At 36.9% G+C, this 26,714-nt stretch carries 17 protein-coding genes; 10 read left to right on the top strand and 7 right to left on the bottom strand.

Annotated features, from left to right (window positions below):
- Positions 1–40: 40 nt before the first annotated feature.
- The 6 genes from JKA74_RS04045 to JKA74_RS04020 all read left to right on the top strand — a co-directional run bounded on the left by JKA74_RS04045 (position 41) and on the right by JKA74_RS04020 (position 5,922).
- Positions 41–1,267, top strand: a complete 1,227-nt coding sequence (locus JKA74_RS04045) for an S-adenosylmethionine:tRNA ribosyltransferase-isomerase (RefSeq protein WP_201429871.1) — start codon at positions 41–43, stop codon at positions 1,265–1,267.
- A 16-nt stretch (positions 1,268–1,283) separates the two neighbouring features.
- Positions 1,284–2,189 (top strand): mechanosensitive ion channel family protein, encoded by a 906-nt coding sequence (locus JKA74_RS04040; RefSeq protein ID WP_201429870.1) that lies wholly within the window; start codon positions 1,284–1,286, stop codon positions 2,187–2,189.
- Between the two features lie 74 nt (positions 2,190–2,263).
- Entirely contained in the window at positions 2,264–4,150 is a 1,887-nt protein-coding gene (gene serA / locus JKA74_RS04035) for a phosphoglycerate dehydrogenase (protein WP_201429869.1), read from the top strand.
- 77 nt (positions 4,151–4,227) lie between these two features.
- Positions 4,228–4,665 (top strand): GNAT family N-acetyltransferase, encoded by a 438-nt coding sequence (locus JKA74_RS04030; protein WP_201429868.1) that lies wholly within the window; start codon positions 4,228–4,230, stop codon positions 4,663–4,665.
- Positions 4,666–4,857: 192 nt separating this feature from the next.
- Entirely contained in the window at positions 4,858–5,226 is a 369-nt protein-coding gene (locus JKA74_RS04025) for a DMT family protein (RefSeq protein ID WP_201429867.1), read from the top strand.
- A 363-nt stretch (positions 5,227–5,589) separates the two neighbouring features.
- Positions 5,590–5,922, top strand: a complete 333-nt coding sequence (locus JKA74_RS04020; protein ID WP_201429866.1) for a thioredoxin family protein — start codon at positions 5,590–5,592, stop codon at positions 5,920–5,922.
- A 154-nt stretch (positions 5,923–6,076) separates the two neighbouring features.
- Here JKA74_RS04020 and JKA74_RS04015 read toward each other — a convergent pair whose 3' ends face one another.
- The 6 genes from JKA74_RS04015 to JKA74_RS03990 form a co-directional block, all read right to left on the bottom strand.
- Positions 6,077–7,465, bottom strand: coding sequence for a sodium-dependent transporter (locus tag JKA74_RS04015; RefSeq protein WP_201429865.1), 1,389 nt, complete (start codon positions 7,463–7,465; stop codon positions 6,077–6,079).
- A 113-nt stretch (positions 7,466–7,578) separates the two neighbouring features.
- Positions 7,579–8,619 (bottom strand): AI-2E family transporter, encoded by a 1,041-nt coding sequence (locus JKA74_RS04010; protein ID WP_201429864.1) that lies wholly within the window; start codon positions 8,617–8,619, stop codon positions 7,579–7,581.
- Positions 8,620–8,961: 342 nt separating this feature from the next.
- Entirely contained in the window at positions 8,962–10,686 is a 1,725-nt protein-coding gene (locus JKA74_RS04005; RefSeq protein WP_201429863.1) for an FMN-binding glutamate synthase family protein, read from the bottom strand.
- Positions 10,687–10,945: 259 nt separating this feature from the next.
- Entirely contained in the window at positions 10,946–12,283 is a 1,338-nt protein-coding gene (locus JKA74_RS04000) for a dihydrolipoamide acetyltransferase family protein (protein ID WP_201429862.1), read from the bottom strand.
- 140 nt (positions 12,284–12,423) lie between these two features.
- Positions 12,424–13,677 carry a competence/damage-inducible protein A gene (locus JKA74_RS03995; protein WP_201429861.1) on the bottom strand — a complete coding sequence of 418 codons (1,254 nt, stop codon included), beginning with the start codon at positions 13,675–13,677 and terminating at the stop codon, positions 12,424–12,426.
- 2 nt (positions 13,678–13,679) lie between these two features.
- Complete coding sequence (locus JKA74_RS03990) at positions 13,680–17,891, bottom strand: S8 family serine peptidase (protein ID WP_201429860.1); 4,212 nt, start codon at positions 17,889–17,891, stop codon at positions 13,680–13,682.
- A gap of 123 nt (positions 17,892–18,014) precedes the next feature.
- On the opposite strand from JKA74_RS03990, the gene paaN reads away from it, so the two are divergent.
- The 3 genes from paaN (at position 18,015) to JKA74_RS03975 (ending at position 22,421) form a co-directional block, all read left to right on the top strand.
- Positions 18,015–19,682 (top strand): phenylacetic acid degradation protein PaaN, encoded by a 1,668-nt coding sequence (paaN, locus tag JKA74_RS03985; RefSeq protein ID WP_201429859.1) that lies wholly within the window; start codon positions 18,015–18,017, stop codon positions 19,680–19,682.
- A gap of 237 nt (positions 19,683–19,919) precedes the next feature.
- Complete coding sequence (locus tag JKA74_RS03980; protein WP_201429858.1) at positions 19,920–20,762, top strand: pentapeptide repeat-containing protein; 843 nt, start codon at positions 19,920–19,922, stop codon at positions 20,760–20,762.
- A gap of 174 nt (positions 20,763–20,936) precedes the next feature.
- A complete protein-coding gene (locus JKA74_RS03975; RefSeq protein ID WP_201429857.1) occupies positions 20,937–22,421 on the top strand; it encodes a dihydrolipoyl dehydrogenase family protein in 1,485 nt (494 codons plus the stop codon).
- Between the two features lie 26 nt (positions 22,422–22,447).
- Here the strand turns inward: JKA74_RS03975 and miaA are convergent, their stop codons facing one another.
- Entirely contained in the window at positions 22,448–23,347 is a 900-nt protein-coding gene (gene miaA, locus JKA74_RS03970) for a tRNA (adenosine(37)-N6)-dimethylallyltransferase MiaA (protein WP_317193562.1), read from the bottom strand.
- 87 nt (positions 23,348–23,434) lie between these two features.
- Here miaA and JKA74_RS03965 point away from each other — a divergent pair, with 87 nt between their 5' ends.
- A complete protein-coding gene (locus JKA74_RS03965; protein ID WP_201429855.1) occupies positions 23,435–26,710 on the top strand; it encodes a PAS domain S-box protein in 3,276 nt (1,091 codons plus the stop codon).
- Positions 26,711–26,714 lie beyond the last annotated feature (4 nt).

Here is a 26,714-nt window from a genome sequence, read left to right as displayed (position 1 = left end):
AAAGCAATTGCGCTTATCTTTGTCACAAATTGACAATTTTATGCCAGATTTGTTGGAAAAAGCTTCAAAAATTAATTTACAGGAATACAAATACCAGTTGAAGGAAGAGCGTATTGCTAAATTTCCATTAGCTGAGCGCGATCAAGCCAAATTACTGCTGTATCAAAAGGGGGAAATTCAACATCAGCGTTTTTTTGAAATCAATGAGTTCCTTCCTGAAAATAGCACACTCTTTTTTAATAACACCAAGGTAATTCCGGCCAGAATCCATTTTCAAAAACAAACTGGTGCTACAATAGAGATTTTCCTGCTTTCAGCTGTTTTACCTACCACCGAAATTGCAGAAGCCATGCTGGTAAAAGGTAAATGTGTTTGGCATTGTATGGTGGGCAACAGAAAAAGATGGAAAACCGATGACATTTTAGTGCGTTTTTTTGACACCAAATACGGGAAGATCAAAGTAATTGCCTCCTATGCAGATTTCGAGAAAAATCATATTCAATTTGAATGGGATAATCTTTCTGTACCTTTTGTGGAAATAGTGGAAATGATGGGGACTACTCCACTCCCACCTTATCTCAACAGAAAAGCCACGGAAGAAGACAAACCCCGTTACCAGACTGTCTATTCCAAAAATGAGGGAGCTGTGGCTGCTCCGACAGCAGGATTGCATTTTACCGATAAAATAATAGAAAAATTGAAAACACAATCTCACCACATGGAATACCTAACATTGCATGTGGGAGCTGGTACTTTCCAGCCTATCAAATCCGAAAATGTTTTGGAGCACCCTATGCACTGCGAGCAAATTCAGATAGAGAAGAGTACAATTGAATTCCTGACCCAAACAAAACAGCCAATTATTGCTGTGGGTACAACCTCTGTCAGAAGTTTGGAAAGCGCTTATTGGTTTGGTGTACAATTAATCAACAATGTAGCGGATAAATTTCATATCCATAAGTTGCTCCCATATGAAACAGGTTTTGAAAATCTACCTGACATCCAAACTGCATTTAAAGCTATCTTAGATTATTTGAACCGTAAAAACCTCAATACTCTTTATGGAGATACAGAAATTTTTATTTTTCCCGGCTATCAATTTCAGGTAATCAATGGACTCATCACTAATTTTCATCAGCCTGAATCCACTTTAATGTTACTGATTGCAGCTTTGCTGGGCGATGAGTGGAAAAGAGTATATACAGAAGCTTTAAATAATGATTATCGTTTTCTTTCTTATGGGGATTCTTCTCTTTTAATTCCATAATACATATCTTCGGTTTATGGAGTCTATTTCAACAGGTTTTACGCAAGTATTGGAAAAAATCAACGAGATACTGAATATAGTGATCTTCGATATCAAAGGAAGCGATTTCACTTTACTGACATTGATTTTTATTATCTTATCCAGTTTCTTATTGGTATTCCTTTCCAAAAGGCTTAGCAGAATACTAGAAAAGAGAATTCTTAACAGATATATTAAAGATACCGGTGTTACTGCCTCTATTGGCACCATGATCCGCTATTCCTTAATAGTAATAGGTTTTATAACAATCTTCCAATCAGCCGGATTTGATTTAAGTACTTTGGGCCTTTTGGCAGGTGCTTTAGGTGTTGGTATTGGTTTTGGTCTTCAGAATGTCACCAATAATTTTATTTCAGGGATTATCATACTTTTTGAACGACCCATTAAAGTGGGAGATAGAATTGAAGTGGGAGATATAAATGGTGATGTTTATTCTATTTCAATGCGTTCCACAACTGTAATTACCAACGACAATATTTCAGTCATAGTGCCTAATTCAGAATTCATCAACAGCCAGGTAATCAACTGGAGCCATAATGACCGCAAAGTTAGATTCAAAATCCCTGTTGGGGTAGCTTACAAAGAAGATCCTGAAGTAGTGAGGAAGCTGGTAACGGAAGTAGCGAGGCAACATCCCGGGGTGCTTAAATTCCCCGCACCTGATTTATGGTTCGAGGAATACGGGGATAGTTCACTCAATTTTAAACTGATTATCTGGACTTCGGATTTTATACAAAGGCCTAGTGCATTAAAAAGTCAGTTATACTACAGCATTTTCAAAAGTTTTAAAGAGAACAACATTGAGATTCCTTTTCCTCAACGTGACCTACATTTTAAAAGTGGGTTGGAGAAATTCACTACTCAAAGTCCGGAAAACAATTGATCAAATAAAATCTCCCCTGTTTTTCCTTTTTAACCGCTAGCTTTCTAGCTTTGCTACACCCTATTAAATTTATTATGGACAAATATTTTATCATCGATTTTGACAGTACCTTAACACGGGTTGAGGCTATGGATTTACTTGCTTCTATTTCTCTGGAAGGAAAACCTCAGAAAGAAGAAGCTGAAAGTAAAATAAAAGAATTGACAGATTTGGGAATGAATGGAGAAATCTCTTTTCGTGATTCCCTTAAAGACAGGTTGCTTTTATTAGAGGCTAATAAATCTCATTTACCTCAGCTAATTACTGCTTTGAAAGACCAGGTTTCTATTTCTTTTAAGAGAAATACAGCATTCTTTAATGAATACTCGGATAAAATATATGTGATTTCAAATGGCTTTAGAGAATACATTGAACCTATAGTAACGAGTTTGGGTGTATTGCCTGATCATATTTTTGCCAATGAGTTAATTTTTGATGAAAAGGGAAATATCAAGGGTTTTGATGAAAATAATCCGCTTTCCAAAGATGGTGGTAAAGCCGCAATAATCCGCTCCCTAGATCTGGATGGAGACATTTATGTAATTGGAGATGGTCATAATGATTATGAAATTAAAGCTGCAGGATTGGCTAATAAATTTTATGCATTTACAGAAAATATAAGTAGAGAGAAAGTGATGGAAAAAGCAGACCATATTGCCCCCTCCCTGGATGAGGTTCTATTTGAGAATAAAATAAATTCAGCTATTTCTTACCCGAAAAACAGAATTAAGGTACTCTTACTGGAGAATGTACATCCTATAGGGGTTTCTTTGTTGGAAAAAGAGGGGTTCTCTGTGGAGGTATACCCTGCCGGCCTGGACGAGGATGAATTGTGTGAGAAAATAAAAGGTATTTCTATTTTAGGACTACGCTCGAAAACACAATTAAGCAGGAAAGTAATTGAGAGTGCTGACAGGCTAATGGCTGTTGGTGCATTTTGTATAGGTACCAACCAAATTGATTTGGATGCATGCCAGGAAAGAGGTGTGGCAGTATTTAATGCCCCTTTTAGCAATACAAGATCCGTTGTAGAACTGGCTATAGGAAGTATTATCATGCTCATCCGAAACATCTTTGACAAATCAGTTCTAATGCACCATGGCAAATGGGACAAATCTGCATCAGGCAGTAAGGAAATAAGAGGGAAAAAGCTAGGTCTTATAGGTTACGGAAATATAGGTGCTCAACTTTCAGTTTTAGCTGAAAGTATTGGTATGGATGTATACTATTATGATACTGAAGAAAAGCTGGCATTGGGAAATGCCACCAAGTTAGACTCTTTAGAGGAATTACTGGCAGAGGCTGATGTGGTAAGTTTACATGTAGATGGCAGGATAGAAAATACTAACATTATAGGAAAGAGAGAGTTTGACCTAATGAAGGAAGGGGTGATCTTTTTGAATTTAAGTCGTGGGCATGTAGTAGACATTACTGCACTTAAGGAAGCTATCACTTCTAAAAAAGTAGCTGGTTCTGCAGTAGATGTTTTCCCGGTAGAGCCAAAAAGCAATAATGACCCTTTTGAAAATGAATTGAGAGGTTTACCCAATATAATTCTAACTCCGCATATTGGAGGAAGCACTGAAGAAGCACAGGTAAATATTGGACAATTTGTGCCTGCCCGTATCATGGATTACATTAATACAGGCACTACCACCAATAGTGTTAATTTTCCCAATTTACAGTTACCCAGGTTGCAAAACGCTCATAGATTAATCCATATACATAAAAATGTACCGGGAATCATTGCCAAGATTAACCAGCTATTTGCTGAACATGAGATTAATATTGTAGGACAGTATCTTAAAACAAATGAGAAAATAGGTTATGTAATTACAGATATTGACAAGGCTTATTCCAAAGATTTAATAAAGGCTTTACGTGCAATTGATCATACCATCAAGTTTAGAGTGTTGTATTGAAAAGCAGGTAATTTAGAGGGGTTAAAAGTGTGAAGTATCTAAAAGTCTATTCCTCTATCAATTAATATTGGGTAAATATGACTGAAAAAAACATAATCACCTTTAGGAAAGCACTGGATACTGACATTCCCTATCTGCTTTGGCTTAGGAAAACAACTATGGAAGCCACATTGATTGATTCCGGCATTTCAGTTGATCTTAATAAGCATATGCAAGCTTTGAGATATCAATTTGACCTTGCAAAAATCATCCTTTTAAATGACGTGGAAATAGGAATGATCAAGAAGGACACAGATTATCATTTTATAGAAATAATTCAACTTCAAATTTCCCCTGAATACCAGGGGAAAGGATATGGAAGAAGCATTATTCAAACAATTATTGATGAGGCCAGAGGTTTAGGATTAAAAATAAGATTAAGTGTACTGAAGAAAAACCAAGCTATAAAGCTGTATCATAATATGGGATTCAAAGTAGTAGATGAAGACAAATATTCATTTATCATGCTTAGGTAATTTCTCTTTAAATGATTTGCTAAAAAGTAGCCATAAATACTATTCATTATACCTTCTCTACTTTTAAACATACATGAAATGAGCATAAATTTTAGAATCCTTAACATACCAACCGAGGATGAATAAAATTTATTGAATTCCATAGCCTGCCCCGACTTATCGGGGTGACAACTTAAAAACAATTATATACACATGAAAGCACTGTTCACAATTGGCCTGTTGATATTATCCAATGCTTTTATGACGTTGGCATGGTACGGGCATTTAAAATTCCATGAATGGAAATGGTTTAATAAATTAGGGCTCATTTCCATCATTTTTATCAGTTGGGGACTCGCACTTTTCGAATATTTCTTTCAAGTACCTGCTAACAGAATAGGTTTCAAGGAAAATGGAGGGCCATTCTCCTTAGTTCAGTTAAAGGTTTTACAAGAAGTAATCACTTTGGTTATTTTTATGGTTTTCACTTTTATTTTCTTTAGAAATGAGACTTTTAAATGGAATCATTTAGTTGGTTTTTGCTTTCTTGTTTTAGCAGTATATTTCATTTTTAGAAAGTGACCAAATTTACCTTCCATTAAGCATCCTATTGAAACATCAAAACCGGCACTCACAATTATTTGTGAGATTATTGGAGTAGAGAACTTCTAAATAAAGCTAAAACATACAAACTAAAATAGCTCATTATCAGCTTGACCAATTATTTAAACCCTACAAATTAGTGGGTGCTATTGGGATAAATAGATGAACCAACCGAATAACTCGATAAAAAGCAAAACATTTCAAATCAATCTTAACCTCTCAGCTTTAATTCTTATTTATAAGTTTTAAAACCTACATTATATACTGATACTTTCTTTTCAGAAAAGGAAACAAACATTCACTTTTAAATGTATCTACATTGAATTATTAAAAGACATACATATGATACAAAAAGCAGATGATCAGATATTAGGTGATATTTTAGAAAAAAATGATAAGGTACTTATTAAATTTCATGCTGATTGGTGCGGGGTTTGCAAAGCTTTCGCTCCTCAGTTCAAAAAACTAGCCGAAGAAAATTCAGCTCAGATTTTGTATTATGAAATCAATGCCCCGGAAAATCCTAAGGCCAGAATAATGGCGGGGGTGTACAGTCTCCCTTATTTTGCAAGCTTTGAGAAAGGAGAATTAAAACATAAAGTTGCTTCATCCAATCCAAATGAAATCCTCCGTATGATCAAAGAATTGGAAAAAGAATCTTCTATTTCAGAATAGCCAACTTAGTTTTATAGTCATAGTTCAATACATAAAAATCCCCATCATACCAGTCTCATTACAAAGACATTCTGATGGGGACTTTAACGAAATTATAATTGAACTCTGGTATTACCCTTAGTTCAATTTTAGTCAGAGCCAGCTATTCAACTGACTAAAATAAATTTATATTAAAGAATATTTTTAGTACACTAATAACAAAAATAGTCCCTACCACTAGAGGTGAAATATACCTCACCATGAAAAGAATTATTTTTTCAGTAATGGAGCCTTCCAGTTGAGGATTGCCAAAATACAACTCCTTTTGGAACCCTTTACCTCGCCATTTCCATGCTGCAAAAACAGCAATAAAGAAACCACCCAAAGGCAAAGACAAATCAGAGAACACATTTTCTATTAAAGTAAAGAAATCTATGTTTTTTCCTCCATAGAAAGTGAAATTTGTAAAGAAATCACTCGCCCCCTGAGAAAGCATTGTAGGCAAACCAATTAAGAAAATCACTGTAGCTACACCATAAACTGTTTTCTTTCTATGAAATTTAAACTGGTCTGTTACATAAGCAACCGGAACCTCCAATAAAGAAACAGTTGATGTTAATGCGGCAAAGCACAATAACAAAAAGAAGATAGCACCTATAAAAGGACCCACACTCCCCATAGATTCAAATATTCCTGGCAAAGCAACGAATACCAAGCCAGGGCCGGCATTGGTTTCAATACCCGGTTGGCTGAATACTAATGGGAAAATCATTAAACCTGCTAAAAAAGCAATTGAAATATCCGCTATAGTAATTAGAGCTGCTGCCCCAACAATACTGTCATTTTTACCTACATAAGAACCATAAGTAATCAAAGCTCCCATACCCAATGAAAGGGAAAAGAAGGCCTGAGCTAATGCTGTATAAAATGTATTGGCATTTATTTCATTAAAATCCGGTACTAAATAAAAGGCCAATCCATCTGAGGCCCCTTCTAAAGTTAACCCATAGCAGATAAGGCCTACAATCATAATTACCAAAAGAGGCATCAAAATTTTAGTCCATCTCTCAATTCCTTTTTGAACACCACCCGCCACAATAAGCGCAGTTAGTACCATAAAGCCTATAGAATAAAACAAGTTGTCCCAGATATCAGATACAAAAGAACCAAAGTGGGCATCATAGTTAAGGCCTTCACTCAACATTCCTCCAAAACCTATTTGAAGAAAATAGCCAAAAGCCCAACCTGCTACAACATTATAGAAACTGAGGATCATTACACCGGAAAGCACGCCCATTAATCCGACCATACCCCATTTTCTGCCTCCTAATTTCTTAAAGGCTCCATATGGGTTGAGCCTGGTATTTCTTCCAATGGCGGTTTCAGCCAACATAATAGGTAAACAAATAAGAAATGCGCAAGCCAAATAAATGACTAAAAATGCTGCCCCCCCATTTTCACCTACTTCGTATGGAAATTTCCAGATGTTTCCTAAGCCTACTGCCGATCCGGCTGCTGCCGCTATAAATCCTAATCTATTTGAGAATCCTCCTCTTGCTGCCATGTATTAAATTTTAGGTCGTAAAGATATCAGATATTTCTATTCTGACAATAAAATTTAGCAATGGATATTACGAAATTATTATATGAGGTAATATATGGTTGTCAAACAGCTTTTCAGGACATCAATTGAGCCAGTTTTTTAGTGCCTTCAAATTCTCCCATAATAGTTTTCATTAATACAGTAAGTGGAATAGCCAATATCAAACCCGGTACCCCCCACAGGAAGCCCCAGAACATTAGCATCACCAACACAACTATTATATTGATGGAAAAAGATTTGCCCATCCAAATAGGCTCCATTATTGAACCAAATAAAACCTGAGCCCCTGTGAATAATAAAAGAGCGGCCAGAATAGCTCCCGGAGCTTCCAACTCAATAAAGGCAAACAAAGTGGCCACTATAGTGGCAATTATAGAGCCTACCATTTGTATAAAGTTGACAACAAATGCAAATAGTCCCCAAAATATAGGAAAACTGATGCCTAAAGACCATGCAATTATCCCAAAAGCAAGGCCTGTAAGGAGGCTGACAAATATTTTTACTTTTAAAAACTCCGAAATACTCCTTTCTACTTTCACAAAGGTTTTAACAGATTGGGTTTTCCCCCTTGACATGGTGGATCGCAAAATATCATTAAAATTCATCGATCCTGCCAATAGTAGAATTAAAAAGAACAAGGTCATAAGAATATTCACTACCGTATGCCTAACCAAAGTAAAAGTAATCTGAAAATTCTGAAAAAAAGCTTCGCTTACTTTCTCACTTTCTAATATGTTTTTAATAGTACTTTGATTATTGGCTTGCTCCAGACCCAATACGTCTGAAAAAGGCGTTACTAAATTCTCAACCTTGTCATCAAGTTTCTCAAATATTTCATTTTTACCTGCCTGTATTTCTTTCCCGGATAACTGAACCACTTTAATCACACTAAAAAAAGTAAGCACCAAAATACAGATCACAGCTATTAAAGAAACAAAATGGGGCCACTTGCGCTTTTTCATCCATCGCATCATAGGAGTGAATAGCAATGCTATAAAAATAGCAAACATAAGCGGAATAAAAATAAAGGACAAGACTTGTAATATATAGAAAGCTACAGGTATAACCAAAATTAACAATAGTCGATTAGTAGTAGCCAGATCATTTATTTTCATAGAATATTTAGTAGAATAACTTGAATTGTTGTAACGCTGTTAATTAAATAAAGGTGCAAGTTCAGAAAATTAATTTTGCACTGACAAACTTATTGAATAATTATTTTTCACTCAACAATCAGGGATACGAGAATATTGTATAAACCTGAAGTCAATTTTAAAAATTAACGTAAAACTACATCTCGGTCTCTGATTGGGATTAATTTTTTTCAAAAAAAGAAAATTATCTTGTGCCGCCACAGCGGTATCCGTGATCTCATTTAATATTTAGCATGAGTTAATATACAGTATTCCTCCAAAAACATATAAACCCTGCTAAGAAATTTTACTGCCACTTTAAATTTATTGTTTATTTTCAGCCATTTTCATTTCGCCCACACTAAGTCCCATTCCCCTTGCACGTTGTCTTTCAAGACTGGCTTCATAAGCCGAGATACCATGAAGCTCCGATAAATAATCCAGATGGCCGGGAGAAGTCACTACCATGATATCATCAGAATTAATCTGATCCGGGCTGTCATAACCGCAGGCTTCTGCCAACATTTGTGTTTCATTATAAAGCGTTTGTGCATAAGTGGCTACTCTCCTGGCGGCAGCTTCTACATTCAAAGCTCTTTCCAATCTTTTGTTTTGAGTGGCAATTCCTGAAGGACAATTATTGGTGTGGCATTCAAGTGCCTGGATACATCCCAATGAAAACATAAATCCTCTGGCGATATAAACAGCATCTGCACCTAAGGCCATGGCAACGGCTACCTCAATAGGTGTGGATATTTTTCCTGCGGCAAAGATTATTACTCTACCCCTAACTTTGTGTTTTTTTAATGCCCAATCAGCTACAGCAACACCTTGTTTCATGGGCAATCCTGCGTAGGAACTCAGAACCAATGGAGAAGCCCCTGTACCTCCATCCCCTCCGTCTATGGCTATATAATCAGGTCCTCTTCCCGGCTGCTCACTCATTTTAGCAGCTACTTCCTCTATTTCGGAAGTATGGCCAATTACCATTTTAATACCAACAGGCTTTTGGGTAATCTTTCGTACCCTGTCAATAAAATCAAACAACCCATCCACATCACTAAATTCGGTATGCCGTGCAGGAGCATAAGCATCTTTACCCGTTGGTATTTTTCTGATCTTCGCTATTTCAGGAGTGATTTTTTCTTTTAAAAGCATCCCTCCTTTTCCTGGTTTTGCACCTTGCGCCAATTTTATTTCAAACATCTTAATTTGCGGATGTTGGGCAGTTTCCCGTAACAAATCATCATCCAATAAACCATTTTCATCACGCACTCCATACTTGGCGGTGCCCAATTGGAAAATAATGTCTCCTCCTTTTTCATGACAGGGAGCCAATCCACCTTCTCCACAATTCTGAAGGATTCCCGCCATCTTAGCTCCCAGGTTTAAGGCTTCATGTGCCCTGCCCGATAAAGCACCAAATGACATAGCACTAATATGGACAAAGTGAGTAAGCGTAACAGACATGACACCGGTATGCAAGCCAATCACTTTTTTATATTTATGCCCAACTTCTTCTCCGGTTTTAGTTTTTTTATTCGTAAATGTAGCCGGCATAATAATGTATGATCCCACTTTGTCCATATCAAGTTGAGTACCAAATCCTATTGTATTTCGCGCACCTCTGGATGACTCATAAATCCAATTTCTTGTAATTCTATTATATGGAAGCTCTTCCTGATCGTTGGCAAAAAGATATTGCCTGAACAGTGGACCTAGTAAAATGAGAAGCTTACGCCCCCATATTACTACTGGAAAAACCCTTTGGATGGGGTCATTGCTCTGGAATTTATCATGAATAAATAAAACCAGAATCGCGAGACCTAAACCAAATAAAAAAAAGTATCCGGCTAAGCTTATAATCCAGCTTATGGAATTTCCCTCCTGCAAAAGCTCATATTGGAAATAATAACCATAGATAACAGTGGTTAAAGCAGTCAATACAAACCAAACCAGTGTCCATTTATTGAACGTTTTTAATATTAGCTGGAAACTAGGTGGTGAAGCAAGTGAGGTTGATTGGAATTTTTTGTCATTTGTGCTCATAATCAGGATGCTTTGATTACAAGAAATTTAAAATAAATCTTTGAATTATCTATTTTCACTCTGGTATTTTCGATGAATGGATTTGTTTCTACCTACCAATTTTCCCAGGGATGTTTATCGGTAGTATGTTTACTTTAAAAAACAGTTATTATCTCAACATTCATGAACACAAAAAAAGCGAGTCTTTTCAGACTCGCTTCAACTATAGTGGATTTGCTTATATATTCTATTGATTCTCTGGTGAGAGAAATTTCTTCAATCATAATTCTCTCTTAGAATCCCATTTCTCAAGGTAATCGGCTACTCTGCGAACTACCATTCCTCCTAAGGAACCATCAACTACTCTGTGATCGTAAGAATGAGACAAAAACATTTTATGCCGGATAGCAATTACATCTCCTTGAGGAGTTTCCAGAACAGCTGGCTTCTTAACAATAGCACCCAATGCCAGAATACCTACTTGTGGCTGCATAATAATAGGTGTGCCCATTACATTTCCAAAAGAACCCACATTAGAAAGTGTAAATGTTCCTCCTTCCAATTCCTCCGCTTTCAGTTTGTTCTCCCTGGCACGTTTAGCCAAATCATTTACTTTATTAGCCAAACCACGAATATTTAACTGATCTGCATCCTTAATTACCGGGACAATTAGATTACCACTAGGCAAAGCTACTGCAATACCAATGTTGATACGTTTTTTCTTGATTATCCTATCACCATCTACCTGGATGTTAATCATAGGATAGTCTTTTATAGCTTTTACTACAGCTTCTACAAATATTGGTGTAAAGGTTAAATTGCCACCTTCTTGTTCTTTGAACTGATTTTTATATTTGTTTCTCCACTGAACAACAGCAGTCATATCAGCTTCCACAAAAGAAGTAACATGCGGAGAAATACGCTTGGAGTCTACCATTCTCCCGGCAATCATTTTGCGCATTCTGTCCATTTCAATGATTTCATCATCACCTGAAATACTAACAGGCATTCCTTTAGGGGCAGCCTGAGGTGCTGCTACCTGTGTGGCAGATGGAGCTGCTTGCTGTTGTGTTTCGGTAGTTTGGGAAATTTCTCCTCTGTTTTCAACAAAACCAAGAATATCCTTTTTGGTCACTCTCCCATCTTTGCCGGTCCCATGAATAGATTCCAGTTGTGACATGCTAATGTTTTCCTCCTTGGCTATATTACGCACCAAAGGAGAATAAAACTTACCTGATTCGGAATGAGCAGCAATTTCCTGTCCGTTTTCACCCTGAGTACTTACTTTCGTTTGAGTGTGAGCAGTAGAAACTACCTCAGCTTTTTTATCTTCATTTACTTCTGAAGTTTGGGGGGCACTGTCCCCGCCACCTTCGGCTTCAGTTTCTATAATGGCAATTGGCTTACCAACTCCGATGATATCACCTTCTTTGGCCAGTATTTTTTTAAGAATCCCTCCCTCTAAGGCCGGCACTTCAGTATCCACTTTATCAGTAGCCACTTCCAATACGGATTCATCTTGTTCAATAGTATCACCTTCCTTTTTCAACCAGGTGAGTACTGTTGCTTCCATTATACTTTCGCCCATCTTGGGCATTACCATTTCTACAGTTGCCATGAAATAACCTTTCTTTTATTAAAAATAAAAATTCGATGCTTCTAATTATTTGCCAATCTACTACATATTTTCTTCAAACAATGCATTTGAAATAGCAAATTATATTTGTACAAAATTACGATTAATCGGCTTTTTCTCAATTATTTTGAGCTCAATTTTTTCCTGACCAAATTTAAAACTGAATTTGCCGCAATATCAATATTACTCTCCCTGTCAAAAGAGAAATTAAACAATTTCGTTTGGGTTTCGTGCTCATCAGCCAAAGCTACCCAGACTGTTCCTACAGGTTTTTCTTCCGTTCCTCCTGTCGGCCCGGCAATTCCACTGGTTGCCACACCTATATCAGCCCCAAACAACTTTCTTACTTTTTCTGCCATTTCAATCACAGTAGCTTCGCTTACAGCACCATTTTGCTCAATTGTTTCACTCTTAACTCCCAATAAATTAATTTTCAATTCATTGTGGTACGGAACAATACTCCCTCTGTAATATTCAGAACTTCCTGAGTTGGCTGTAAGCAACTGGGATAAATGACCACCTGTACAGCTTTCTGCACACGCAATAGTTAAACCATGTTTCTTCAGTAATGCCCCTACTTTCTGCGCAAGATTTCCTTCATCGGTACCATAAATATATTTCCCAACCTGCTTGTAGAGTTTATTGACCTCCGCTTCAAGCAATTGCTGTAAATGTACTTTATCTTCACCCGAAGCCGTTAGCCGTAGCTTCACCTGGTTCAGTCCGGGTAAATAAGCCAGCTTGATTTCCCCCGGCAGGCTATTTTCCCAATCTTCCAACTTTTCTGCCAATATACTCTCAGGTATTCCTACGGTTTTTACCATCTGGTGGATTAAAACAGGAGTGGAAAAACGCTTTTTTAACTCAGGAAGCACAGTATCTTCCATCATATATTTCATTTCGCTGGGCACTCCCGGCATAGAAACAAGGATTTTTTCATCTTTTTCAAACCACATCCCCGGGGCTGTACCATATTTATTGTGTACCACTTTACACTTTTTAGGTAATTCAGCCTGACCGCTATTCAATGCATTCAACTCTCTTCCCCTCCTGGCAAAACGCTCTTTTAACTCAGCCAAAACCTGTTGGTCTACGTACATTTCGGAATTGAAATATTTTGCAAGGCAGGGTTTGGTAAGATCATCTTTAGTAGGCCCCAAACCTCCTGTAATGAGGATGATATCAGCATTCACTTCTGCTTCAGCAATAGCCTCAAGGATAACTGATTCAGTATCCGCCACTGTAACTTTGCGCTTTACCCTTATGCCCAATTTATCAAGTTCACCACTAATCCAATGAGAATTAGTATCAAGTGTCTGACCATATAAAATCTCATCTCCAATAGAGATAAGCTCTGCATAAATGTTTTTTTGCATAATTAACGATTAATAATAAAAATGAAAGCAGCCTCATTTTTCCCCTTCTTCACCACTAAATAGTAGGAGCCGTTTTGAAGTGCACTTGTGGATATAACCTCTGCTTGTTGAGTTGGTTTATTATTTTTCTTAGAAAATAATTCCTGCCCTTGCATATCCATTATTTTTAATGATTCATAGGAGAAATCCCCCTCTCCTTTTAGATGGATAAACTGATTGGCGGGATTGGGGAAAATGGAAAAAAACTTCCTTAACTCATTCCTGTTTCCCAATAAAGGATCATCAAACACCACTAAAGTTTTAGAAGTGCTTTCAGAGCATCCCAAAGAATCTTCCGTTGTCAATTGAATCGTATATATGCCGGGAGAATCATATTGTGCAATTACTTCCTGATGAGTACTTTTTAAACCATTCCCAAATTCCCATCCCCAACTATTAGCTGCATCCGATTGAGCTATCAGGGTAATTTCGCTATCAAAAGCCAGGTTCAATGTATCTTTAGACATGCTAAATTCTGCTGATAATTCACTCACATACATAGGCACCTCTATAATTTCAGATGGATAAATTGCCTCCACATTCACGGCATATACCATGCTATTAACTGTCACGTCCACAATAGTAATGCTCTTTCCTTTTCCAAGGTATTCATCCAGTGTAGAATCAGCAAAAAAGTAAACAGAAGAAGAATTGGCGGCCTCTATCAACAAATCCGAATTTTTGCATAAACTATAATTAGGAAATTCAGGTTCCGGACTTGGAGAAGGATTAAAAACAGTGGTATCACTACATCCTGACTGGCTTACCGCCACCAGCTTTAGTTGATTTTCATCTAACCTCATAGGGTTAAAGTACACTTCATTTTCATTCCCTATTTCCTCTTCACCTATTAACCAAATGATTTGTTCAGCATAGGAGCTAATGCTTTTCGCAACCACCACCATACTATCGATGGAAGAATTAATATCAGTTCGCAGCTGCATACTTGCCTTAATAGGAACGATGGTAACATTTACTTTCAATATTTCCGAGGGATAATCACCCACTTCATTTCGTACATAAAATATTGTATCCTGCTTCAATGGTTCTGTCAGGAATGATGCCCCCTTGAATATTTGATCTGTAGCTAGACTATCAGAATAAATCACGATTTCAGATAAGGAAGCATCTTCAATACTCAGTTGATCATTTTTGCATATTTCCACTGAGGATATCTGCGGAGTTATTGCTCTCCATGCAGTTTCGAATGTATGAGTGATAGTATCTTTACAACCTATATAGTTTTCCACTATCAACTGTACTTCAAAGCTGCCTTCTTCATTAAATGATATTTTTGGGTTTTTCTTTGTAGATTCATATCCGTTGCCAAAACTCCAATTCCATGCCACTGCATTTTCACTAAGGTCCTGAAAATAATAAGAATTTGTTTTGTTCGGAGTGAGTAAAAAAGGTTGATCAATTAATTCAAAATTAGCTTTTGGTTTGACTATGGTAAATGGCATACTTTTTCTGTAACTGGAAAAACCGAGTGAATCTACCTCTTCATAATAAAAAGTAGTATCATTTTGGAGAACTCCCGGTTCAAACAATTGTCCCTCAAATATAGGTGTGTCCGAAAATACCGAGTCGTAAATTTTATAAATACTTTTATCCGGAGCTGTAACTTGTGGTGCATCATTCAAACATAAGAAAACCTGTTTTCCTAAAGGTGGATTGAGTTTTATGCTATGATTACGAACCTTTGCCTGCTCCACAAGATTTTTCAAATCCTGCAAGTTATTTCCTGCCAATAAAGCAATGGAAAGTTCTGCAGAAGCTCCACTTGGAAAATCAGCTAAACGTATTCCTTGTAAACCTGCTATATTATTTCCAGTGGACAAATCACCTGCAGATATTTTACCAAAGGCGTTATGGGTATAGCTCCATAAAAGTTCGTTGGTCAGCGAGTCGTTCATCAAATCGGAAGTATGTCCATTGTCTGAAGCAAAATCCAGTGCATAGAAAGTAGAGTCGTGGTTGTCCAAAATAGCAAGGCCTACAAAATTATTCTCTGCCTCATCATATGCATAGGACATTTGTGTGGCAGAATCGTACCTGATTCTATTACTGGATTGGCCTTCAACTGCCCAATCGGCTAACAATTGGAAATACAAACTGTCCAAATGCTGATCGCCTCTGTTCATTATATCGTATTTCAATAAAAGGATAGGTTCTTCCCCATCACTATCCCATCCTAAAAGCCTTTGCCTAACATATAAACCTGTTTGGGAGGATAGCGTATCCTGTTCTTTAAATACACTCCTTATATCCAGATCAGCAGTATTGTCATTATATCGTTTTAACCTTTCCACTGACTCGAAGTCTTCAAGATAATTGAAGAAATTAGGTTGAATGGCTGTATTTTGGCTGATACTATCCGCTGCATTAACAATGGCTACACCAAAATGCTCAAGTAATTCAACTCCATTATATTGAAGCACATAATTATCAAATGGGGTTTCATAGCTTCTACCTAAATTCCCTGTTGCTGTAAATCCAAAATGCCATCCATTAAAATCAAAAATCCTGATCTTCGGACTTGATTGGATCTGGAAAGATTGATAGTCGGAATAAAACTCTCCTTCCATCAGCACTCTGAAATTAATAGCTTCATTTTCAGGAAGATCTTCAGATAGGATCACTTTGAAAGGTGTAGTAGAATTACTGATTTCTTCAAAATTTCCCAATGAGGAAATTGTAAAATGACTATTGAGGATAGTGACAAATTCACTTTCCGAAGTAAGAGTTATTTCCACATTTTCCGTAGCTGCCAGATAGTTGGTAAATTGCAGTGTGATGTCAAGTGTATCTCCGAAATAAGCAGCCTGCTCCAGTCCATTGGTAAATTGGACATCCGAAATTCGAATGGCAGGGTCATCAAAGTCGGCCAGTGATTTGAAAATATTTAACCTTCCTTTTCCAAACTTATATTGGTAGTCGCTATTATTTCCTACTTCATAAATATCATCTGAATTGACCCGCAGTTGTTCCATTACCTGCAAAGCATTCCATTCCGGATGAACTGCCCTTACCAGTGCAGCAGCCCCGGCCACCATAGGGGCAGCATAGGAAGATCCACCATCACGAGCATAGGTGTCATTATTTTGAGTAGTATAGATGCTTACTCCAGGTGCCACTATGTCAATAAAATCGCTGTAAGTGGCATTTGGATCCTTCTCATCATTTTGGTTTACAAATCCTACAGAAGTAACATTGTCATAGGAAGCAGGAAAATAATTAAGTTCGGCATTTGTGTTTCCTGCAGCAGCTATTACCACCACATCATTTTCCAGTACAGCATAGTTGATTATATCCTGTGCATATTGGGAATACCTTCCAGTGTTTCCCCATGATAAATTAACCACATCACAACCCATGTCAGCGGCATAAACAATAGCCTCAAAGCTATTTCGGGAAAAGTTAGTTTCCGATTTAAAAATTTTAATGGGCATAAATTTAGTATCAAACCCTACTCCTGCCATACCTGTGCCATTGTCTGTAGCTGCCGCTGCAATTCCCGCAACACCGGTTCCATGCGGGCTTCCATCAGCTTGCGGATTGTTATTATCATCAGCAAAATCCCATCCATAGTAGTTATCTGTATATCCATCCCCGTCATTATCAACTCCATCAATAGGATCTGCCGTATTAAGGTACAGATTCCCTTTTAAATCCTCATGCTCCAGGTCTACACCTGTATCAATTATTCCGATAATTTTTGTAGCATCCCCCTGGGTAATATCCCATGATAAATAAGCCTTTATTTGTTCTAAATATGCTTGTGCCATTCCTATTTTTGACTCCGGATCATTTGGTACGTACAAAGGGTAAACATTGGGATAAGGTTCGGCATATTGTACATTGGAAAAAGACTTCAGATAGTTAATATAGCTCTCCTCATCTACACTTTCCAGTAAATCCACTTTATAGATACCTGATAAAATACTTTCATCTTCTCCCCTTTTTTGCAAGGCTTTGGCTGATATGACTTTATTAATTTTCTTGATTCTCTTATCACCTTTAAGCAACTCCTCGTTTAATAAAAAAGAAGAACTGCCCTTTTGGGATTGAGCTTTAAATTTTACAACTATTAAACCAGGCACATAAGGTTCTTGTTGCGCCTGTATTTGGAAGATTGAAAGAAGTAAAAAAAATATTAGTAAAATGTTTTTCATATAGGTTTATTAAATCAAATGTGATTGAAAAAATCATCAATCTATCAAAAAGCATTTTCCTGCTTCAAATCTTAACTGTATATTTAGGCATTGACAATAACACAAATTTAAAAATTAATATCGATGAGTTTATTTAAAAAACACAAAGAAACTTTAAATAAAGCAATAGATGCCATTCATGACCGGGCATTTTACGCACAATATCCGGAACATCCCTCTCCTAAAATATACGGTGAAGAAGCCGATAAGGATGGAAGAGAGAAATTTCAGGCCGGCTTAAATAAAAAATTTGAAGATTTATTACAGTCAGATCCTGAAGCATGGGTGGGCCAGGAAGAGTCACCCTATTTACAAAAACCACTGGGAATACTTTATCCATCTTTCAGTGCCTCTACTTTAATCAGTAGAAGTAAAACAGCCTGGAGCCAGTGGAGAAATGTAAGTATTGATGACAGGGCTGCAATTTTAGTTGAAAGTCTGGAAGGTTTTAAAACTCGCTTTTTTGAAAATGCCTATGCTACTATGCATACCACAGGACAGGGTTATATGATGGCTTTCCAGGCATCAGGGCCTCATGCTGCTGACAGAGCCCTTGAAGCATTGGCAATGGGTTATAAAGAGTTGAAAAGATTTCCTGAAAACAAACTGTGGGACAAGCCCATGGGTAAATTCAATATTCAACTTAACAAAAGCTGGAGAGCAGTTCCCAAAGGAATAAGTCTGGTGGTGGGATGTAGCACCTTCCCAACCTGGAATTCTGTACCAGGACTATATGCATCTCTTGTGACTGGAAACCCTTGTATCGTCAAGCCTCATCCCGGAGCGATATTACCTATGGCAATAGTAGTAGCTGAAATTCAGAAAGTACTAAAAGAAAATGGCATTGACCCTAATGTGTGCCAATTGGCCCCGGATACTTATGACAAAATGATCACCAAGGAATTAGCAGAAGATCCTGCCGTAAAAATAATCGACTATACAGGAGGATCTGCGTTTGGATCATACCTGGAAGAACTAAAAGGCAAAGAAGTTTTTACTGAGAAAACAGGAGTCAACTCCATCATTCTAGATTCTGCCATTGATATTGATAAAGTAGCGCAAAATCTGGCTTTCTCAATTTGTTTGTATTCCGGGCAGATGTGTACTTGTCCTCAGAACTTTTTTATTCCTGAAGGTGGTATTAAAACCCCAAATGGGACTATCAGCTTTGAAGAATTTGCACAGAAACTGGTGGATAATATCAATGGTCTGGTGGACAACCCTAAAGCAGGGCCTTTTGTATTAGGAGCTATTCAGAACCCTAACACAGTGGCCCATACAGAGGATGCCAAACGATTGGGAGGTAAAGTATGGCTTCAGAGCAGGTCTATAGAAAATCCTATGTTTAAGGATGCACGTACAGCCACACCTGTTGTAGTGGAGATGAGTACTAAGGATAAAGATAATTTTAAGAAAGAACTTTTCGGACCGGTAGTATTACTGATAAAAACCAGCAACACTGAGGAATCAATTGCTTTGGCTTCTGAGTTAGCTGAAAATCATGGAGCTATTTCTTGCGGGGCTTATACTACGGATGAAACCACTAAACATGCCATTATGGATGCCATGTCATTGGCTGCAACTCCTGTAAGCTTTAACCTGACTGGAGGAATCTATGTAAATCAGAATGCCGGCTTCTCGGATTTCCACGTAACGGGAGGCAATCCATCAGGGAATGCTTCTCTGACCAATCCTGAATATGTAATCAAAAGATTTACCTGGGTAGGATTTAGAGAGCCTGTGGAAGAGTAAACTTTTCTAATCCTTGAATAAAAGCCATCATTTTCTATTTAACTCATAACCGAACAATCAATGTTCATTTATGAACACAATTGAAGATTTCGTTATAGCTCCTGTAAGAGAGTAATGTAGCCTATTTAGCTCAAAACGGGATTTAATCAATTATTACTAAGGTTTAATGCAACCATTAAACATTTAGGCACATCTATTGAATAGCAAAATATCAATATTCACTAAAACTAAGAAATTATGAAAAAAATTAGCCTACTACTGAGTATACTGTTTATATCAATAGGCATGTATTCCGCATCAGCACAGTCAATCAGTGCTACTGAAATTGTTCAACTAGCCAAATCCGGCAAAGATGTAACTTACGAAAATGCCACTATTCAAGGTGTATTGGATTTCACTCCCTTTGAAGAGAAGAAAGGAGATTTACCCGGGAAATCATGGTTGAGCTATGATGACAATAAAATTGAAAATGATATTTCCGGCAGGATCACTTTTATCAACTGTACATTTAACAATGATGTATTGGCTTATTTTCATGATGATGAGTCAGAATACACTTTCGTTTCCAATTTTGATGAAAATGTCATATTTCAGAACTGTACATTTAAAGAAGGTGCAGCCTTTAAATATTCTGAATTTGATGGCTCTATTGATTTTTCCGGCTCCAATATAAAAAGGGAAGCTAATTTTAAATATGCTGAATTCAATAAAGAAGCTAATTTTTCCCAAATGAACTTTCAAGAAAGTGCCAATTTTAAATATGCTGAATTTGACAATATGAGTACCTTTTCAGGTACTACTTTCAATGAAGAAGCCAACTTTAAATATTCTGAGTTTGATGAAATTATAAATTTTTCAAACTCCAGGTTTAACAGAGAAGCCAATTTCAAATATACGGAAATAAGAAATGGTGTTAACTTTAGTAATACCACTTTTGAAGATTTTCTGAATTTCAAATACACTAAATTAAATGGAGACGTAAATCTTAAGAATTTTAGAGTAAATGGAGATATTGACACTAAGTACACTGAAATAAATGGTAAAAGCTTCAGTACCTATCTTGTCAATAATAAAAAATAAGAAACATTAACATGCGTGTTTAATATTGGAGGTAAGAATGATTGAATTTCTTTCTTAATTTGCCACCAATAATGGAGCTGCCTCAATGAGGTAGCTTTTTTTTATTTAAATAATCCTCATTATTATTTATTTTATTAAATTACAAGCTATTCTTTTTAACAAAAAAAAAATCCAATGGAAAAATATGATGTGGTGATAATTGGTGCAGGTCCTTCCGGTTATGCCGCTGCCATGAGAGCAGTGGATTTCAAAAAGAAAACACTTCTAATAGAGAAAAACACTTTAGGGGGTGCGGGCATTACCAATGGTGCATTATCATCCAAAACCTGGTGGGAATTGTCTCGCGATATGCTGGCATTTAGAAAAAACCTTGCCCGCTATAATATGACTGCCCCAGCCACCATTTGGAAAGAAATTCAACTTGAGGTAAACCAGGCAGTAAAAGAAAGAATAGATTTATTGCAAGACCATTTAAATCAGCTAAAACACAGTTCGCAGTATAACACTTACCTTGACTATCAAACAGGAACGGCTGAAATAATTGATGAACATACAATAAGAATCTCAACAGAAAACATAAATACAGATGTTGAAGCAGATTACATTATTATTGCTTCAGGTAGCCGCCCACGTATTTTACCCAATATACCAATTGACGAAAAACATATTCTCACCAGCGATACCATTGAGAACATGGATGACTTTCCCAAAAGCATGGTGATTGTAGGTGCCGGGGTTATCGGCTGCGAATATGCCACCATTTTTGCCGGATTTGGTCAAACTAAAGTTTACCTGATAGATAAAGGTGACACTATTCTTCCATTTGAAGACCAGGATGTTGTGGCTGTAATAGAAAAAACACTGGAAGAACAAGGGGTACATATTCATAGAAATTCCACTCTTGTTAATATGGAAATAAAAGATGGTCAGGTGGTATATCAATTGGAATTCTCTGATGGGCATACTGAAACTTTTGAAGTAGAAAAAGCATTGATTTCAGTAGGCAGGGTACCCAACTATGAAAACATCTGGTCTGATGCTGTACCTATAAAAATGAATAGAAGAGGGATAGAAGATACAGACACCAATACCTCTGTCAAGAATATTTATGCTATAGGTGATATCACGGCAGATATTAATTTAGTGAATGTGGGCGAATTGGAAGGTAGGTATGCCATTGAGAAGATATTTGGTAAGCCCTGCCGCCAACTGGTGTATGAAAACATTAGTACCATTATGTTTCTTAACCCTGAAGTGGCAGGTGTGGGATTGAATGAGAAAATGGCCAAAGAGCAGGGCTTAAACTATAAAGCGGTAACAGTAGACTACACTACGATTCCCAGGGCCATTGCCAAAAGAGATACCCAGGGATTTATTAAACTCCTGGTTACGGATGATGATGAAATGAAAGTATTGGGCATGCGTGTGGTAGGTGAACAAGCTTCTTCCGCCATACAGGCAGTTGCCCTATTAATTAGTATGGACAAAGGCATTGAAGAATTGGCTGAATGCGTTCACCCTCACCCAAGCATTACCGAAGGAATACAGGAAAGCGTTCGGGCATTATTGGGAAAATCAATTTTAAAATCAGGCTTATTAAAAAATAAAGTAAATTGCTATTGTTACAATTGTGAAAAAGAAGAGCTGAGGGCATTTTAATGGAGGGATTTTTTGGGTATTCAGTATTAATTATGACAATTCACTATACTTTCAATTGTCTCTATAATCTCCGCTTCACTTCCCGGATTAAACCATTTAAAATCCTGGTCTTTTTTGAACCACGTGAGTTGTCTCTTAGCATATCTTCTGCTATTACGCTTTAAGAGTCTTACTGCCTCTTCCCTATCGTATTCACCCTGTAAATAGCCGAATATCTCAGAGTAGCCTACTGTTTGCAAAGCATTGAGGTGCTTGAATGGCAACAATTTTTCAGCTTCCTCAAACAAACCTTCATCAATCATTTGGTCCATTCTTGCATTGATCCTTTCATAAAGTTCTTCTCTGGGTCTTTCAAGCCCGATTTTAATAATATCAAAAGGACGGACGATTTCACTACTTTGTGCTCTGTAAAAGCTCATCTTTTTACCTGTTGCCTCATAGAGCTCCAGTGCCCGGATCAGGCGCTGAGGGTTATTTTGATCTACTATCTTAAAATAGGCAGGATCTGTCAATTGTAGTTGTTCCTGCAAAAAACCAATTCCCTTTTCTTTGAAGGTTTGATTTAAGCTTTCGCGGATTTCAGTCGGAATGGATGGCATATCATCAATTCCCTCACATAAAGCCTTAATGTATAAACCTGAACCTCCTGCTACTATAACTGTGTCCAATTTATCAAATAGCTCCTGCAATAAATTCAGAGAATCTTTCTCAAACTTACCTACATTATAATCTTCGTGAATACTCAAAGAATTGATAAAGTAATGCGGAATATTCTGCATTTCTTCCAAAGTAGGTTTGGCCGTACCTACATTAGTCTCCTTATAGAATTGTCGGGAATCTGCAGATAAAATAACGGACTTAAAATATTTAGCTAAGCGTACGGACAGGGCTGTTTTCCCTACCGCTGTGGGTCCTGCCAAAACCACAATCCTTTTTGAACTTTTATACACTTTCCTGAATTATTTGTTGTGAAAGAATTAAATTGAGCCTAATTTTCCCTAAATCACCGGACCTTGGACTTACAAAAGTACGATAAAGAACAGTTAATAAAAGAAATTGAAAAGCTCAAGCTTAGGTTACATCAAAATAAGTATCTGAGAAAAAATGCAAGGTCACAAATATCCTCTTATTCCTTTGAGGAAAGTATTGATCTGAGCATGGAGTTTACGGCCGAAGGCAAGCTTGTCAAAACCAATAAAAATTGGAGAAAATCATTAGGTTATGATAACAGTGAACTAGAGCATGTCAGCTTCAGAGATATCATCTATCATGAAGATCTTGCACTTTTCAACACTGCCGTTGAAGAAGTACTCGAAAATAGCCATCAATCGTTTGTGGAAGGAAGGCTTAGCACAAAGGCTGGGGAAATCCTGTACGTGAATGGAATTGTTTATCTTAACAAAAGAAACAACTTAATTGCCTCCTTTCATGACATTACACATCAGGTAAATGCTGAAAGAGCGCAAAGCCTTTATTACAATATTACAAACTTAACGCTGGAAAGTAATGATTTGGATGATTTATTCAACTCCATTCACAAAGCACTAAATGAGGCCATTGATGCCCGCAATTTTTTTATAGCCCAGTTTGACTTTAACAAAAACAAACTGATCTTCCCCTACATTTTTGATGAGCACATGCCTGATAGTCCCAAATCCTTGACACTTGACCACAAAAAAGGATTATGTGAATATATTTATCACAACAAAAAGCCTCAAATTCTAAAAGAAGGCCAGATAATGGATTTGATACTGGAAGGGCATGTAATTCAATACGGGCCAATTCCAAAAACTTTTCTGGGAGTGCCTTTCCGAACAGATAAAGGGATACCTGGTGTCATAGGAATTCAAAATTACCAGGATGAAAACAGCTTCACCACACGTGATCTGGAGTTATTAAACTTTGTTTCAGCCCAGGTGGTGCTTTCAGTAGAAAGAAAAATCAATGCCGAAAAAATCATGAATCAGGCGGCACGATTACAATCTATTTTTGATAGTAGTAACCATATCATTTGGTCCCTAAATAGAGAATACGAACTGACTTCATTCAACCATAATTTTGCCTATGAGCTATTAAAAAATTTCGGTATAAAACCCAGAGAGGAATCAGATTTACCGGGAAAGAAAATATTCAATCAATTATCAAATGCGCAATATGCTTATTGGAAAGAAAAATTTGATGAAGTTTTGGAAGGGAAATCTCTCAACTTTGAAATAAAATATAAAGATAACTCCAATCAAAAGCTGATTTGGAAGGAGATATACCTTAATCCTATTTTCACGGAAAATGGTGGTATAAAAGGAATTTCAGGGATTGCACATGACATTACTGAAAAGAAAATCACTGATTTAAAAATCCAGAAAAACGAAACAAGGTTTAGAAGAATATTTGAGTCTTTTCAGGATATTTATTTCAATTGTCGTTTTAATGGTGAAATCATACTGATCAGTCCATCAGTTAAAGATAGAATTGGTTATTCACAAGAAGATGTAACCGGTAATAATATTACCAACTACTACCTTTATACAAAAAAAACAAAAGACCTTTTAAAACAATTGGCGGCACAGAGGATGGTGCAAAATTTTGAAGCCACTCTTATAACCAGTGATGGCCGACTGGTCAATTGTATTTGTAACGTAAGGCTGGTACGCGACAAAGACAGTCGTGAGGTAACAATTGAAGGCGTGGCAAGAGACATTACTAAGCTGAAGCAATCCAACAGGGAATTAGTACATGCCAAAAACCTGGCGGAAAACTCATTAAAGGTAAAGGAGCAATTTTTAGCCAATATGAGCCATGAAATCAGGACTCCTATGAATGGTGTAATAGGCATGGTAGATTTATTGTCCCAAACACCTTTAAATCCTGAACAAAAGGGTTTTGTGCAAACAATCAAACGTTCATCAGAAACCTTGCTTACCATTTTGAATGATATTTTGGATCTTTCAAAAATTGAAGCCGGTAAAATGACCTTGCAGAAAAATGTAACTGAGATGCAATCCATTTTCGAAAAAGTATTATCACTTTTTCATCAGCAGGCATCAAGTAAGAATATTCATTTGAGCTACAAAATAGACAAGGAAGTTCCACATTTTTTATTGCTTGATGAAACAAGGACAATACAAATTCTATCCAACCTGACCTCAAACGCAATTAAATTCACTGAGAAGGATGGCAGCGTAATACTGCACGCCTCCAAAGAACTTCAGGACGATGTTTACCGGATAGCAGTGGAAGATACAGGAATAGGCATTTCCCAAAACGATCAGCAAAAACTTTTCCATCTTTTTTCCCAGGTGGACAATTCCAGTACCAAAACATTCAGTGGCACGGGACTGGGACTGGCCATTTCCAAACAACTAAGCCAACTGATGGGAGGCAAAATTGGTGTTAGCTCTGAACCTGATGAAGGAAGTGTCTTTTGGTTTTCCCTGGTTGCTGAAGAAGCCACAAAAGAACAAATAGCTATCTATCAACAAAACAAAAATAAATTGGGGACCGCCAAGAAAATGCATTTTGATCCTAAAAATGCACCCTACATTCTAATTGTTGATGATAACACCATTAACCGACAAGTGGCCAGTCAGATCTTAATGAAATCAGGCATCAAAACAGACCTGGCCACAGGTGGGCAGGCCGCAATTGATAAAGTAAAACAGAATGATTACGATTTGATTTTGATGGATATTCAAATGCCCACTATGGATGGAATTACTGCTACACGGGAAATAAAAAAATTGGACAAAAGAATTCCTCCTATCATAGCCATGACTGCCTATTCAATGAAAGAGGATGAGGAGAAATTTATTGCGCAAGGTTTGGACGACTATCTGGCCAAGCCTATAGTAACTGATCTACTATTAGCCAAAATTTCCAGCCATCTCCCTAGTTTTTCCGTAAAAGAAGAAGATAAATCAGAAAATATTCATAATAAAGAAACATTTTCTCAGGAAAATGAATTAATAGATAAAAACATTTTAGAACAACTAAGAAAGTATGCAGATTCAGATACTATCTATTCCTTTTTTGAGGAATTTGAAATAGAGGCCAAAGGTTTAATTTTAGATAGTATCAATGCTGAAAAGACTTCGGACATACCGAAAATTTTGAGTAATTTGCATACTTTAAAAGGAAATGCTGGTACCTTGGGAATTAGAAGTCTTGAAAATCAGGCAAGAAGAATAGAAAGTGACCTTAAAAACAAGAAAATAGAGGATCTGCAAGTAAATTTGAATTACTTACTAAATTATTTTAATAAATTTACTGAAGAATATCAGTCAATCATATAAATCA

Origin of the sequence: Marivirga aurantiaca (assembly GCF_016679925.1) — a bacterium.
Classification (GTDB): domain Bacteria; phylum Bacteroidota; class Bacteroidia; order Cytophagales; family Cyclobacteriaceae; genus Marivirga; species Marivirga aurantiaca.
Note: the sequence above shows the minus strand (reverse complement) of the source record. Positions and strands in the feature narration are given on the sequence as shown.

Bases quoted from the DNA above. Each gene is read 5' to 3' on its own strand.
- JKA74_RS04025 (WP_201429867.1), top strand. From the start codon at position 4,858: ATGAAAGCACTGTTCACAATTGGCCTGTTGATATTATCCAATGCTTTT.
- JKA74_RS04015 (WP_201429865.1), bottom strand. From the start codon at position 7,465: ATGGCAGCAAGAGGAGGATTCTCAAATAGATTAGGATTTATAGCGGCA.
- JKA74_RS03975 (WP_201429857.1), top strand. From the start codon at position 20,937: ATGGAAAAATATGATGTGGTGATAATTGGTGCAGGTCCTTCCGGTTAT.
- JKA74_RS04010 (WP_201429864.1), bottom strand. From the start codon at position 8,619: ATGAAAATAAATGATCTGGCTACTACTAATCGACTATTGTTAATTTTG.
- serA (WP_201429869.1), top strand. From the start codon at position 2,264: ATGGACAAATATTTTATCATCGATTTTGACAGTACCTTAACACGGGTT.
- JKA74_RS04020 (WP_201429866.1), top strand. From the start codon at position 5,590: ATGATACAAAAAGCAGATGATCAGATATTAGGTGATATTTTAGAAAAA.
- JKA74_RS03980 (WP_201429858.1), top strand. From the start codon at position 19,920: ATGAAAAAAATTAGCCTACTACTGAGTATACTGTTTATATCAATAGGC.
- JKA74_RS04000 (WP_201429862.1), bottom strand. From the start codon at position 12,283: ATGGCAACTGTAGAAATGGTAATGCCCAAGATGGGCGAAAGTATAATG.
- paaN (WP_201429859.1), top strand. From the start codon at position 18,015: ATGAGTTTATTTAAAAAACACAAAGAAACTTTAAATAAAGCAATAGAT.
- JKA74_RS04040 (WP_201429870.1), top strand. From the start codon at position 1,284: ATGGAGTCTATTTCAACAGGTTTTACGCAAGTATTGGAAAAAATCAAC.
- JKA74_RS04005 (WP_201429863.1), bottom strand. From the start codon at position 10,686: ATGAGCACAAATGACAAAAAATTCCAATCAACCTCACTTGCTTCACCA.
- JKA74_RS04045 (WP_201429871.1), top strand. From the start codon at position 41: ATGCCAGATTTGTTGGAAAAAGCTTCAAAAATTAATTTACAGGAATAC.
- JKA74_RS04030 (WP_201429868.1), top strand. From the start codon at position 4,228: ATGACTGAAAAAAACATAATCACCTTTAGGAAAGCACTGGATACTGAC.
- JKA74_RS03990 (WP_201429860.1), bottom strand. From the start codon at position 17,891: ATGAAAAACATTTTACTAATATTTTTTTTACTTCTTTCAATCTTCCAA.
- JKA74_RS03995 (WP_201429861.1), bottom strand. From the start codon at position 13,677: ATGCAAAAAAACATTTATGCAGAGCTTATCTCTATTGGAGATGAGATT.